11 protein-coding genes are annotated in these 14,070 nt (G+C 54.9%); all 11 read left to right on the top strand.

Annotated features, from left to right (window positions below):
- The first annotated feature begins 1 nt into the window (after position 1).
- The 11 genes from murD to secA all read left to right on the top strand — a co-directional run bounded on the left by murD (position 2) and on the right by secA (position 13,997).
- The gene (murD, locus tag J1G48_RS18385; protein ID WP_000796445.1) at positions 2-1,318 is read left to right on the top strand and encodes a UDP-N-acetylmuramoyl-L-alanine--D-glutamate ligase; all 1,317 of its coding nucleotides are present in this window, start codon (positions 2-4) and stop codon (positions 1,316-1,318) included.
- On the top strand, positions 1,318-2,562 hold the full coding sequence (gene ftsW, locus J1G48_RS18380) for a cell division protein FtsW (RefSeq protein WP_001239803.1): 1,245 nt from the start codon (positions 1,318-1,320) through the stop codon (positions 2,560-2,562). The genes murD and ftsW overlap by 1 nt, the downstream gene beginning before the upstream one ends.
- Positions 2,559-3,626: an undecaprenyldiphospho-muramoylpentapeptide beta-N-acetylglucosaminyltransferase gene (gene murG, locus J1G48_RS18375; protein WP_000016623.1), complete on the top strand. Its 1,068-nt coding sequence runs from the start codon at positions 2,559-2,561 to the stop codon at positions 3,624-3,626. Before ftsW ends, murG begins: the two co-directional genes overlap by 4 nt.
- 118 nt (positions 3,627-3,744) lie before the next feature.
- Entirely contained in the window at positions 3,745-5,220 is a 1,476-nt protein-coding gene (gene murC, locus J1G48_RS18370; protein WP_001096072.1) for a UDP-N-acetylmuramate--L-alanine ligase, read from the top strand.
- Entirely contained in the window at positions 5,213-6,133 is a 921-nt protein-coding gene (locus tag J1G48_RS18365; protein WP_000763894.1) for a D-alanine--D-alanine ligase, read from the top strand. Before murC ends, J1G48_RS18365 begins: the two co-directional genes overlap by 8 nt.
- 1 nt (position 6,134) lies before the next feature.
- Positions 6,135-6,965: a cell division protein FtsQ gene (ftsQ, locus tag J1G48_RS18360; protein WP_000075728.1), complete on the top strand. Its 831-nt coding sequence runs from the start codon at positions 6,135-6,137 to the stop codon at positions 6,963-6,965.
- Positions 6,962-8,224 (top strand): cell division protein FtsA, encoded by a 1,263-nt coding sequence (gene ftsA, locus J1G48_RS18355; protein ID WP_000588463.1) that lies wholly within the window; start codon positions 6,962-6,964, stop codon positions 8,222-8,224. Before ftsQ ends, ftsA begins: the two co-directional genes overlap by 4 nt.
- A gap of 60 nt (positions 8,225-8,284) precedes the next feature.
- Positions 8,285-9,436, top strand: a complete 1,152-nt coding sequence (gene ftsZ, locus J1G48_RS18350; RefSeq protein ID WP_000462785.1) for a cell division protein FtsZ — start codon at positions 8,285-8,287, stop codon at positions 9,434-9,436.
- Positions 9,437-9,536: 100 nt separating this feature from the next.
- Entirely contained in the window at positions 9,537-10,454 is a 918-nt protein-coding gene (gene lpxC / locus J1G48_RS18345) for a UDP-3-O-acyl-N-acetylglucosamine deacetylase (RefSeq protein ID WP_000595487.1), read from the top strand.
- Positions 10,455-10,732: 278 nt separating this feature from the next.
- Entirely contained in the window at positions 10,733-11,230 is a 498-nt protein-coding gene (gene secM / locus J1G48_RS18340; protein ID WP_000014333.1) for a secA translation cis-regulator SecM, read from the top strand.
- A gap of 61 nt (positions 11,231-11,291) precedes the next feature.
- Positions 11,292-13,997 carry a preprotein translocase subunit SecA gene (gene secA, locus J1G48_RS18335; protein WP_000905758.1) on the top strand — a complete coding sequence of 902 codons (2,706 nt, stop codon included), beginning with the start codon at positions 11,292-11,294 and terminating at the stop codon, positions 13,995-13,997.
- Positions 13,998-14,070 lie beyond the last annotated feature (73 nt).

Raw genomic sequence — 14,070 nt, 5'->3', positions numbered from 1 at the left:
CATGGCTGATTACCAGGACAAAAACGTCGTCATTATTGGTCTGGGCTTAACCGGACTCTCTTGCGTGGACTTTTTTCTCGCTCGCGGCGTGACGCCGCGGGTGATGGATACTCGCGTGACGCCGCCGGGTCTGGATAAGCTGCCGCAAGAGGTTGAGCGTCACGTTGGCGGCCTGAACGACGAGTGGCTCTTAGCGGCGGATTTAATCGTCGCCAGCCCTGGTATTGCTCTGGCGCACCCTTCGCTGAGCGCTGCCGCCAGCGCTGGAGTAGAAATTGTCGGCGATATCGAACTGTTTTGCCGCGAAGCGCAAGCGCCGATTGTAGCCATCACCGGCTCGAACGGCAAAAGCACCGTGACCACCTTAGTGGGCGAGATGGCGAAAGCGGCGGGCGTCAATGTCGGCGTTGGCGGCAATATCGGTCTTCCGGCGCTGATGCTGCTGGATGCCGATCGCGAATTGTACGTGCTGGAATTATCCAGTTTCCAACTGGAAACTACCTCAAGTTTGCAAGCGGCGGCGGCAACGGTGCTCAACGTCACTGAAGATCATATGGACCGGTATCCGTTTGGTTTGCAACAGTACCGGGCGGCGAAACTGCGCGTCTACGAGAAGGCGAAAGTGTGCGTAGTGAATGCCGATGATGCGTTGACGATGCCGGTTCGTGGGGCCGATGAGCGCTGCGTCAGCTTTGGCGTCAATATGGGCGATTATCACCTTAATCGTCAGCAGGGCGAAACCTGGCTGCGAGTCAAAGGCGAGAAGGTGCTGAACGTGAAAGAGATGAAGCTTTCCGGTCAGCATAACTATACCAATGCGTTAGCGGCGCTGGCGCTGGCGGATGCCGTAGGTCTGCCGCGCGCCAGCAGTTTGAAGGCGTTGACGACATTTACTGGTCTGGCGCATCGCTTCCAGCTGGCGTTGGAGCATAACGGCGTACGTTGGATCAACGACTCGAAAGCGACCAACGTCGGCAGTACCGAAGCGGCGCTAAACGGTTTGCATGTGGACGGTACGCTACATCTGCTGCTGGGCGGCGACGGTAAGTCGGCAGACTTTTCTCCGCTGACACGCTATCTGACCGGCGATCGTATCCGCCTGTATTGCTTTGGGCGCGATGGCGCGCAGCTTGCCGCACTGCGTCCGGAAATCGCCCAACAGACTGAGACGATGGAAGAGGCGATGCGTTTGCTGGCGCCGCGCGTTCAGCCGGGTGATATGGTGCTGCTGTCGCCCGCCTGCGCCAGCCTCGATCAGTTTAAAAATTTTGAGCAACGGGGCGATGTCTTTACCCGTCTGGCGAAGGAGTTAGGTTGATGCGTTTATCTCTCCCCCGTCTGAGAATGCCGCGCGTACCAGGCTTTGGCCTCCTGGCCTGGCTGTTTGCGGCGCTTAAAGGCTGGGTGATGGCTTCGCGCGATAAAGACGCCGACAGTCTGATCATGTATGACCGCACGCTGCTATGGCTGACCTTCGGGCTGGCGGCGATTGGTTTTGTCATGGTGACGTCGGCCTCCATGCCAGTCGGGCAGCGCCTGGCGAACGATCCGTTTTTGTTTGCCAAACGTGATGCGCTCTATATCTTCCTGGCATTTTGTCTGGCGATGGTCACGCTACGTTTGCCCATGACCTTCTGGCAAAAATACAGCACGACGATGCTGATTGCGTCGATCATTATGCTGCTTATCGTGCTGGTCGTCGGGAGCTCGGTCAACGGGGCGTCGCGCTGGATTGCGCTGGGGCCGCTGCGTATTCAGCCTGCGGAGTTTACCAAGCTGTCGCTGTTCTGCTACCTCGCGAACTATCTGGTGCGTAAGGTTGATGAAGTGCGAAATAACCTGCGCGGCTTTTTAAAACCAATGGGCGTGATTCTGGTGCTGGCGGTGTTACTGCTGGCGCAGCCTGACCTCGGGACAGTGGTCGTACTGTTTGTCACCACGCTGGCGATGCTGTTTCTCGCCGGGGCGAAATTATGGCAGTTCATCGCCATTATCGGGATGGGCATCTCGGCGGTGATTCTGTTAATCCTCGCCGAACCGTATCGTATTCGCCGTGTTACCTCGTTCTGGAACCCCTGGGAAGATCCGTTCGGCAGCGGTTATCAGCTGACGCAGTCGCTGATGGCTTTTGGTCGCGGTGAGATATGGGGGCAAGGGCTGGGGAATTCGGTGCAGAAACTGGAGTATTTGCCGGAGGCGCACACTGATTTCATCTTCGCCATTATTGGGGAAGAACTGGGTTATATCGGTGTGGTATTGGCGCTTTTAATGGTATTCTTCGTCGCTTTTCGCGCGATGTCGATTGGCCGTAAGGCATTGGAGATTGACCACCGTTTTTCCGGATTTTTAGCGTGTTCTATCGGTATCTGGTTTAGTTTCCAGGCGCTGGTAAACGTTGGCGCGGCCGCGGGGATGCTGCCGACCAAAGGTCTTACGCTGCCGCTGATCAGTTATGGCGGGTCGAGTCTGTTGATTATGTCGACGGCCATTATGTTTTTATTACGTATTGATTATGAAACGCGTCTGGAAAAAGCGCAGGCGTTTACACGAGGTTCTCGATGAGTGGTCAACCGAAGCGGTTAATGGTGATGGCGGGCGGTACCGGCGGGCACGTGTTCCCGGGACTGGCCGTTGCGCATCATTTAATGTCCCAGGGCTGGCAGGTTCGCTGGCTGGGTACCGCCGATCGTATGGAAGCGGATTTAGTGCCGAAGCATGGCATCGACATTGACTTTATTCGGATCTCCGGTCTGCGCGGTAAAGGCGTAAAAGCGCTTCTGGCGGCGCCGCTGCGGATTTTTAACGCCTGGCGGCAGGCGCGGGCGATCATGAAGCGGTTTAAGCCGGATGTCGTGCTGGGAATGGGCGGTTATGTTTCCGGCCCCGGCGGTCTTGCCGCCTGGTCATTGGGTATTCCGGTCGTTTTGCATGAGCAAAACGGTATCGCCGGGCTAACCAATCAGTGGCTGGCCAAAATCGCGACCACGGTGATGCAGGCGTTTCCCGGTGCGTTTCCGAACGCGGAAGTGGTGGGTAACCCGGTGCGTACCGACGTACTGGCGTTGCCGTTGCCGCAGGTGCGTCTGGCCGGTCGTGACGGCCCGATTCGCGTGTTGGTGGTCGGCGGTTCTCAGGGGGCGCGAGTCCTGAACCAGACGATGCCGCAGGTTGCCGCCAGACTGGGCGATACGGTTACAATCTGGCATCAAAGCGGAAAAGGCGTGCAGCACACGGTAGAGCAGGCGTATGCCGGGGTGGGACAACCGCAGCATAAGGTAACGGAATTTATCGATGACATGGCCGCCGCCTATGCGTGGGCGGATGTGGTGGTGTGCCGTTCCGGCGCTTTAACGGTGAGCGAGATCGCCGCCGCCGGGTTACCGGCGATATTCGTGCCGTTTCAGCATAAAGACAGGCAGCAGTACTGGAATGCGCTGCCGTTAGAAAACGCCGGCGCAGCTAAGATTTTTGAGCAGCCGCAGTTTACTGTAGAGGCTGTCGCCGACACCCTGGCGGGGTGGTCGCGCGAGGCGTTGTTAACCATGGCGGAGCGTGCCCGCGCGGTATCCATTCCGGATGCTACCGAGCGCGTCGCCAGTGAAGTCAGCCGGGTTGCCCGGACATAATTTGTGGCGGTGCCTTTTGCATCGCAGGGTTTTTCTACCCTCAATAATTTGGGTTGCAGGCAAGCCAACGCATCTGCAATTTGAAGTATGGCGGGTATTGGAGTTAATGGCGTAAAGAATGAATACACAACAACTGGCAAAACTGCGTTCCATCGTGCCCGAAATGCGTCGCGTTCGGCACATTCACTTTGTCGGCATCGGTGGTGCTGGTATGGGCGGTATTGCCGAAGTTCTGGCCAATGAAGGGTATCAGATCAGTGGTTCCGATTTAGCGCCGAATCCGGTGACCCAGCAGTTGACGAGCCTGGGGGCGACGATTTTCTTTAACCATCGTCCGGAAAATGTGCGTGATGCCAGCGTGGTCGTCGTTTCCAGCGCAATTTCCGCGGATAACCCGGAAATTGTCGCGGCGCATGAAGCGCGTATTCCGGTTATTCGCCGTGCGGAAATGCTGGCGGAACTGATGCGTTTTCGCCACGGCATCGCCATTGCCGGGACGCACGGAAAAACCACAACGACCGCGATGGTGTCCAGTATTTATGCCGAAGCGGGGCTGGACCCGACTTTTGTGAATGGCGGACTGGTGAAAGCCGCAGGCGTTCATGCGCGTCTGGGCCATAGTCGTTACCTGATTGCCGAGGCAGATGAGAGCGACGCGTCCTTCCTGCATTTGCAGCCGATGGTCGCGATCGTCACCAACATCGAAGCCGACCATATGGATACCTATCATGGCGACTTTGAAAATTTAAAGCAGACGTTTATTAACTTCCTGCATAACCTGCCGTTCTACGGTCGCGCGGTAATGTGCGTCGACGATCCGGTCATCCGCGAGCTGCTGCCGCGGGTGGGGCGTCAGACCACGACGTATGGCTTTAGCGAGGATGCTGACGTCCGCGTAGAAGATTATCAGCAGATAGGGCCGCAGGGGCACTTTACGCTGTTGCGCCAGGGAATGCCGGATCTGCATGTCACGTTGAATGCGCCGGGTCGCCACAATGCCCTGAATGCCGCCGCAGCAGTGGCGGTAGCGACCGAAGAAGGCATCGACGATGACGCTATCCTGCGCGCGCTGGAAAGCTTCCAGGGGACCGGGCGTCGTTTTGACTTCCTCGGCGAGTTCCCGCTTGAGCCGGTGAATGGTAAAGCCGGGACGGCGATGCTGGTGGATGACTATGGCCATCATCCGACTGAAGTAGACGCCACCATTAAAGCTGCGCGAGCAGGGTGGCCGGATAAAAACCTGGTGATGCTGTTTCAGCCGCACCGTTACACGCGCACGCGCGATCTGTATGACGATTTCGCCAATGTGCTGACCCAGGTCGATGCGCTGCTGATGCTGGACGTTTACCCGGCGGGTGAAGCGCCGATTCCGGGCGCGGATAGCCGTTCTTTATGTCGTACGATTCGTAATCGGGGAAAAATTGACCCGATTCTGGTTTCCGATCCGGCTCAGGTTGCGACAATGTTAGCGCCGGTGCTGACGGGTAACGACTTGATATTAGTGCAAGGCGCAGGAAATGTTGGCAAAATTGCGCGTTACTTATCTGAAATCAAGCTGAAGCCGCAAATCCAGGAGGAAGAGCAACATGGCTGATAAAATCGCGGTCCTGTTGGGCGGAACCTCTGCGGAGCGGGACGTTTCGTTAAATTCCGGCGCGGCAGTGTTGGCCGGGTTACGTGAAGGCGGTATTGATGCGCATCCCGTCGATCCGCAAGAGGTCGATGTCGCGCAGCTTAAAGCAATGGGCTTTCAGAAGGTCTTTATTGCGTTGCATGGCCGCGGCGGTGAAGATGGCACCTTACAGGGAATGCTTGAGCTGCTCGGCCTGCCTTATACCGGCAGCGGCGTGATGGCCTCGGCGCTTTCCATGGATAAACTGCGCAGTAAATTGCTGTGGCAGGGCGCGGGCTTACCGGTTGCGCCGTGGGTCGCATTGACGCGCGCTGAGTTTGAAAAAGGCCTTAGCGAAGAACAAAAAGCGCGAATTTCGGCGCTGGGTTTACCGCTGATCGTCAAACCCAGCCGTGAAGGCTCCAGCGTCGGTATGACGAAAGTAGTAGAAGAAAATGCTTTACAGGGTGCGTTATCATTGGCTTTTCAGCATGATGACGAAATACTGATTGAGAAATGGCTGTGCGGTCCGGAATTTACGGTGGCGATAGTTGGCGAAGAAATTTTACCGTCAATTCGTATCCAACCGGCAGGAACCTTCTATGATTATGAGGCGAAGTATCTCTCTGATGAGACTCAGTATTTCTGCCCTGCCGGTTTAGATGCGTCCCAGGAAGCCGCGCTACAGTCTCTCGTCCTGCAGGCATGGAAAGCTTTAGGCTGCACGGGATGGGGGCGTATTGACGTCATGCTGGACAGCGATGGTCAGTTTTATCTGCTGGAAGCCAATACTTCTCCGGGGATGACCAGCCATAGTCTGGTGCCGATGGCGGCGCGTCAGGCGGGAATGAGCTTCTCGCAGTTAGTGGTACGAATTCTGGAGTTGGCGGACTGATATGTCGCAGGCTGCGCTGAACACGCGAAACAGTGATGAAGAGACGCCTTCTTCACGCCGCAATAATGGAACGCGTCTTGCAGGAATTTTATTCCTGCTGACGGTACTGTGCACCGTGTTTGTTAGCGGGTGGGTCGTGTTAGGGTGGATGGAAGATGCGCAGCGTTTACCGTTATCAAAGCTGGTATTAACCGGCGAGCGTCACTACACGCGTAACGATGATATCCGTCAGGCGATACTGGCTCTGGGCGCGCCGGGAACCTTCATGACGCAGGATGTGAACATTATCCAGAGCCAGATTGAGCGTTTGCCGTGGATTAAACAGGCCAGCGTCAGAAAACAGTGGCCTGATGAATTGAAGATTCATCTGGTTGAATATGTGCCGATTGCGCGTTGGAATGATCAACATATGGTCGATGCTGAAGGGAACACCTTCAGTGTGCCGTCAGACCGCATCGGCAAACAGGTTTTACCCATGTTGTATGGCCCGGAAGGCAGCGCGAGTGAAGTGTTGCAGGGATACCGCGAGATGGGGCAGGTGCTGGCTAAGGATAAATTCACTCTAAAGGAAGCGGCGATGACCGCACGTCGCTCCTGGCAATTGACGCTTAATAACGGCATTAAGCTCAATCTCGGCAGGGGCGATACGATGAAAAGGTTGGCTCGCTTTGTAGAACTCTATCCGGTTTTACAGCAGCAGGCGCAAACCGATGGCAAACGGATTAGCTACGTTGATTTGCGTTATGACTCAGGTGCGGCAGTTGGCTGGGCGCCGCTCCCCCCTGAGGAATCTAATCAGCAACAGAATCAGGCACAGGCAGAACAACAATGATCAAGGCGACGGACAGAAAACTGGTAGTAGGACTGGAGATTGGCACCGCGAAGGTTGCCGCTTTAGTAGGGGAAGTTCTGCCCGACGGTATGGTCAATATCATTGGCGTGGGCAGTTGCCCATCGCGGGGTATGGATAAAGGCGGGGTGAATGACCTTGAGTCAGTGGTGAAATGCGTTCAGCGCGCCATTGACCAGGCGGAATTGATGGCCGATTGCCAGATCTCCTCGGTATATCTGGCGCTTTCCGGCAAACATATTAGCTGTCAGAATGAAATTGGCATGGTGCCCATTTCCGAAGAGGAAGTGACGCAAGAAGATGTGGAAAACGTCGTGCATACTGCGAAGTCAGTGCGCGTGCGCGATGAGCATCGCGTGCTGCATGTGATTCCTCAGGAGTACGCCATTGACTACCAGGAAGGCATTAAAAATCCGGTCGGTCTTTCCGGCGTGCGTATGCAGGCGAAAGTACATTTGATTACCTGCCACAACGATATGGCAAAAAACATTGTCAAAGCTGTTGAACGTTGTGGTCTGAAAGTTGACCAACTGATATTTGCCGGACTGGCGGCCAGTTATTCCGTGTTAACGGAAGATGAACGTGAACTGGGCGTCTGTGTCGTGGATATCGGCGGTGGTACAATGGATATCGCCGTTTATACTGGCGGCGCGCTGCGTCATACCAAAGTGATCCCTTACGCGGGGAACGTGGTGACCAGCGATATCGCTTATGCCTTTGGTACGCCGCCGAGCGATGCTGAAGCCATTAAAGTTCGCCACGGTTGCGCACTGGGCTCCATCGTCGGTAAAGACGAGAGCGTTGAAGTACCGAGCGTGGGCGGGCGTCCGCCGCGCAGCCTGCAACGTCAGACGCTGGCGGAAGTGATTGAGCCGCGTTACACCGAGCTGCTCAATCTGGTCAACGAAGAGATATTGCAATTACAGGAACAGCTTCGCCAACAAGGGGTAAAACATCACCTGGCGGCGGGGATTGTGTTAACCGGCGGCGCGGCGCAAATCGAAGGGCTTGCTGCTTGCGCTCAGCGCGTGTTTCATACGCAGGTGCGTATCGGCGCGCCGCTGAATATCACCGGTCTGACGGATTATGCCCAGGAGCCGTATTACTCAACGGCGGTGGGATTGCTTCACTACGGGAAAGAGTCCCACTTAAACGGTGAAGCAGAAGTGGAAAAACGTGTTACGGCATCAGTTGGCTCGTGGATCAAGCGACTTAATAGCTGGCTGCGAAAAGAGTTTTAATTTTTATGAGGCCGCCAGATATTACGGCCTCAGGCGACAGGCACATGACGGAGAGAGATTATGTTTGAACCTATGGAACTAACCAACGACGCGGTGATTAAAGTCATCGGCGTCGGTGGTGGCGGCGGTAACGCTGTTGAACACATGGTGCGCGAGCGCATCGAAGGTGTTGAATTCTTCGCGGTGAATACCGACGCTCAGGCGTTGCGTAAAACGGCGGTTGGCCAGACCATTCAAATTGGTAGCGGCATTACCAAAGGTCTGGGCGCCGGCGCTAACCCGGAAGTCGGTCGTAACGCGGCGGACGAAGACCGTGAAGCGCTGCGTGCGGCGCTTGAAGGCGCAGACATGGTATTTATCGCGGCAGGCATGGGCGGCGGTACCGGAACCGGCGCGGCGCCAGTGGTTGCTGAAGTGGCAAAAGATTTAGGTATTCTGACCGTTGCCGTGGTGACTAAGCCTTTCAATTTTGAAGGCAAAAAGCGCATGGCATTTGCGGAGCAGGGTATTACCGAGCTGTCCAAGCATGTGGACTCGTTGATCACCATCCCGAACGACAAGCTGCTGAAAGTGCTGGGCCGTGGTATCTCCCTGCTCGACGCGTTCGGCGCGGCTAACGACGTGCTGAAAGGCGCGGTTCAGGGTATCGCAGAGCTGATCACCCGCCCGGGCCTGATGAACGTCGACTTTGCTGACGTGCGTACCGTGATGTCTGAAATGGGCTACGCAATGATGGGCTCCGGCGTGGCGAGCGGTGAAGACCGTGCGGAAGAAGCGGCTGAAATGGCTATTTCTTCTCCGCTGCTGGAAGATATCGACCTGTCCGGCGCGCGCGGCGTGTTGGTCAACATTACGGCGGGCTTCGACCTGCGTCTGGACGAGTTTGAAACCGTCGGTAACACCATTCGCGCGTTTGCGTCGGATAACGCCACCGTGGTTATCGGTACCTCTCTGGACCCGGATATGAATGATGAACTGCGCGTGACGGTAGTGGCGACCGGTATTGGTATGGACAAACGTCCGGAAATCACCCTGGTGACCAATAAACAGGTGCAGCAGCCGGTGTTGGATCGTTATCAGCAGCACGGTATGGCGCCGCTGACGCAGGAGCAAAAAACGGTCGCGAAAGTGGTTAACGACAATACACCACAGGCGGCGAAAGAGCCGGATTATCTGGATATCCCCGCATTCCTGCGTAAGCAAGCTGATTAAGAATTAGCTGGAATTTGGGATTCTGGGCTCTTTGTGCTAAACTGGCCCGCCGAATGTATAGTACACTTCGGTTGGATAGGTAATTTGGCGAGATTATACGATGATCAAACAAAGGACACTTAAACGTATCGTTCAGGCGACTGGCGTCGGTTTACACACCGGCAAAAAAGTCACCCTGACATTACGCCCTGCGCCGGCCAATACCGGGGTCATCTATCGTCGCACCGACTTGAATCCACCGGTAGATTTCCCGGCCGATGCCAAATCTGTGCGTGATACCATGCTCTGTACGTGTCTGGTGAATGAGCATGATGTACGGATTTCAACCGTTGAGCACCTGAACGCTGCTCTGGCGGGCTTAGGTATCGATAACATCGTTATTGAGGTTAATGCCCCGGAAATCCCGATCATGGATGGCAGTGCCGCTCCGTTTGTCTACCTGCTGCTTGACGCCGGTATTGATGAACTGAACTGCGCCAAAAAATTCGTACGCATCAAAGAGACTGTTCGGGTTGAAGATGGCGATAAATGGGCTGAATTCAGACCGTACAATGGTTTTACGTTGGATTTCACCATCGACTTTAACCATCCGGCGATCGATTCCAGCAGCCAGCGCTACGCGATGAACTTCTCTGCGGATGCGTTCATGCGCCAGATCAGCCGTGCGCGTACCTTCGGTTTTATGCGTGATATCGAATATCTGCAGTCCCGCGGCCTGTGCCTGGGCGGCAGCTTCGATTGTGCCATCGTTGTTGACGATTATCGCGTATTGAACGAAGACGGCCTGCGTTTTGAAGATGAATTCGTTCGTCACAAAATGCTTGACGCGATCGGTGACTTGTTCATGTGTGGTCACAATATTATTGGTGCGTTTACCGCGTATAAATCCGGTCACGCATTGAATAATAAATTGTTACAGGCAGTCCTGGCAAAACAGGAAGCCTGGGAATTTGTGACCTTCCAGGACGACGCAGAACTGCCGTTGGCTTTCAAAGCGCCTTCGACGGTACTGGCATAACGACATACGCTGTCGTATAAAATTCGACTGGTTAACCTGGCACTCTCTCCGGCCAGGCGAGCCAGTTGTTTTTTTTACTATCCTTTATCTGCGCTTTCCTTAATACAGCCATTTTGACAGGGTTAAATGGAAACACGGCGCGTTCGCTGTTTTCTTAGCCGATTTTCACCTTAGCTTCTCGTCATTACTGCTGTAGCGCGTACGCTTTAATGATAAGATTTGTGCGCAAATTGTTTTGATTCCGTAAGCCCATGAGGGGCATATCAGGTGGCAATGACGTGAGTGGAATACTGACGCGCTGGCGACAGTTAGGCAGACGATACTTCTGGCCGCATCTCTTATTAGGGATGGTCGCGGCGAGTTTTGGTTTGCCCGCGCTCAGTAACGCCGCTGAAACCAATACGCCTGCAAGGACGACCGCCAGCACCGCGTCTAAAGTTAACTTTAGCCATTTTGCGCTGTTAGAAGCCTCTAACCGTCGTCCCAATTTCACCGTAGATTACTGGCATCAGCACGCTATTCGCACGGTGATTCGCCACCTTTCTTTTGCAATGGCGCCGCAAACGCTGCCCGTTGCCGACGCGCCGTCGCCATTACAGGCGCATCATATCGCCTTACTGAATACGCTCAGCGCGATGCTCACGCAGGAGGGCACGCCGCCGGCGATTGTTCGTCGCCTCTCCCTGGCGTATTTTGCGCCACAAACCGCATTTAGCATCCCGGCCTGGATAAGTCAGGCGCAGGGTATCCGCGCCGGTCCGCAACGTCTCAGCTAACGAAAAAAGACCCTTTTACTTTATTTGTAGCTCCGCGGCGCGGGGCATTTGAGACTTTATTATGCTAATCAAATTATTAACCAAAGTATTCGGTAGCCGTAACGATCGTACGCTGCGTCGTATGCGTAAGGCCGTCAGCCTTATTAATGCGATGGAACCGGAGATGGAAAAACTCTCCGATGACGAACTGAAAGCGAAAACCAACGAATTTCGCGCCCGTATTGAAAAAGGCGAAAGCGTAGAGAGCCTGATTCCGGAAGCGTTCGCGGTGGTGCGTGAAGCCAGTAAACGCGTCTTTGGGATGCGTCACTTCGACGTTCAGCTATTGGGTGGTATGGTGCTCAACGATCGCTGTATCGCCGAAATGCGTACTGGTGAAGGTAAAACGCTGACCGCAACGCTGCCAGCCTACCTGAACGCGCTGTCCGGCAAAGGCGTTCATGTGGTAACCGTGAACGACTATCTGGCGCAGCGTGACGCCGAAAACAACCGCCCGCTATTCGAATTCCTCGGTATGTCCGTTGGTATCAACCTGCCAGGTATGCCTGCGCCAGCCAAACGTGAAGCTTACGCTGCCGACATCACTTACGGCACTAACAACGAATACGGTTTTGACTACCTGCGCGACAACATGGCGTTCAGCCCGGAAGAGCGCGTGCAGCGTAAACTGCATTATGCGCTGGTGGATGAAGTCGACTCCATCCTGATCGATGAAGCGCGTACGCCGCTGATTATTTCCGGCCCGGCGGAAGATAGCTCGGAAATGTACAAAAAAGTGAACAAAATCATTCCGCACCTGATTCGTCAGGAGAAAGAAGATTCTGACACTTTCCAGGGCGAAGGCCACTTCTCCGTTGATGAGAAAGCGCGCCAGGTTAACCTGACCGAACGCGGTCTGGTGCTGATCGAAGAGCTACTGGTGCAAGAAGGCATTATGGATGAAGGCGAGTCGCTCTACTCGCCTGGCAATATTATGTTGATGCATCACGTCACCGCCGCGCTGCGCGCGCACGCGCTGTTTACCCGTGACGTGGATTACATTGTGAAAGACGGCGAAGTCATCATTGTTGATGAACATACCGGTCGTACCATGCAGGGGCGTCGCTGGTCTGACGGTCTGCACCAGGCGGTAGAAGCGAAAGAAGGCGTTGAAATTCAGAATGAAAACCAGACGCTGGCGTCTATTACCTTCCAGAACTACTTCCGTCTGTATGAAAAGCTGGCCGGTATGACCGGTACGGCGGATACTGAAGCCTTCGAATTTAGTTCTATCTATAAGCTGGACACCGTCGTTGTTCCGACCAACCGTCCGATGATCCGTAAAGATTTGCCGGATCTGGTCTACATGACCGAAGCGGAAAAAATCCAGGCCATTATCGAAGATATTAAAGAACGTACCGCGAACGGTCAGCCAGTGCTGGTCGGGACGATTTCTATCGAGAAATCTGAAGTGGTCTCCAGAGAGCTGACCAAAGCGGGCATCAAACATAACGTACTGAACGCAAAATTCCACGCCAACGAAGCAGGCATCGTTGCGCAGGCTGGTTATCCAGCGGCGGTCACTATCGCTACCAACATGGCGGGTCGTGGTACCGATATTATGCTGGGCGGTAGCTGGCAGGCGGAAGTCGCTGCGCTGGAAGCGCCGACGGAAGAACAGATTGCGCAGATTAAAGCGGACTGGCAGGTACGCCATGACGCGGTTCTGGCTGCCGGCGGCCTGCATATCATTGGCACCGAGCGCCATGAATCCCGCCGTATCGACAACCAGCTGCGTGGCCGTTCCGGTCGCCAGGGCGATCCGGGTTCTTCCCGTTTCTACCTGTCGATGGAAGATGCGCTGATGCGTATTTTCGCCTCCGATCGTGTCTCCGGTATGATGCGTAAACTGGGGATGAAGCCGGGCGAAGCGATTGAGCACCCGTGGGTGACGAAAGCTATCGCTAACGCGCAGCGTAAAGTAGAAAGCCGTAACTTCGATATTCGTAAGCAACTGCTGGAATATGATGATGTGGCGAACGATCAGCGTCGTGCAATTTATACCCAGCGTAACGAACTGCTGGATGTGTCTGACGTGAGCGACACCATTAACAGCATTCGCGAAGATGTCTTTAAGGAGACTATCGACGCCTACATTCCGCCGCAGTCGCTGGAAGAGATGTGGGATATCCCGGGTTTGCAGGAACGCCTGAAAAACGACTTCGACCTGGAGATGCCGATTGCCGAATGGCTGGATAAAGAGCCGGAGCTGCATGAGGAGACGCTGCGTGAGCGCATCCTGGCGCAGTCCATCGAGGTGTATCAGCGTAAAGAAGAGGTGGTTGGCGCTGAAATGATGCGTCATTTCGAAAAAGGCGTGATGCTGCAAACGCTCGATTCCCTGTGGAAAGAGCACCTGGCGGCGATGGATTACCTGCGTCAGGGTATTCATCTGCGCGGCTATGCGCAAAAAGATCCGAAGCAGGAATACAAGCGCGAATCCTTCGCTATGTTCGCCGCGATGCTGGAATCGCTGAAATATGAAGTGATCAGTACCCTGAGCAAAGTCCAGGTACGTATGCCTGAAGAGGTCGAAGCGATGGAAATGCAGCGTCGCGAAGAGGCGGAGCGCCTGGCGCAGATGCAGCAGCTAAGCCATCAGGATGACGATGCCGCCGTGGCTGCCGATCTGGCCGCCCAAACCGGCGAACGTAAGATTGGACGTAACGATCCTTGCCCTTGCGGTTCCGGTAAGAAATACAAACAGTGTCATGGTCGCCTGAGCTAATGCGATAAACTTACCGGCCTGATAAGACATAATGTGTTGCCATCAGGTCAGTACTGGCATTATTGCCGAAGGG

This window comes from Salmonella sp. SAL-020 (genome assembly GCF_017372215.1).
GTDB classification, from domain to species: Bacteria; Pseudomonadota; Gammaproteobacteria; order Enterobacterales; family Enterobacteriaceae; genus Salmonella; species Salmonella enterica.
Note: the sequence above shows the minus strand (reverse complement) of the source record. Positions and strands in the feature narration are given on the sequence as shown.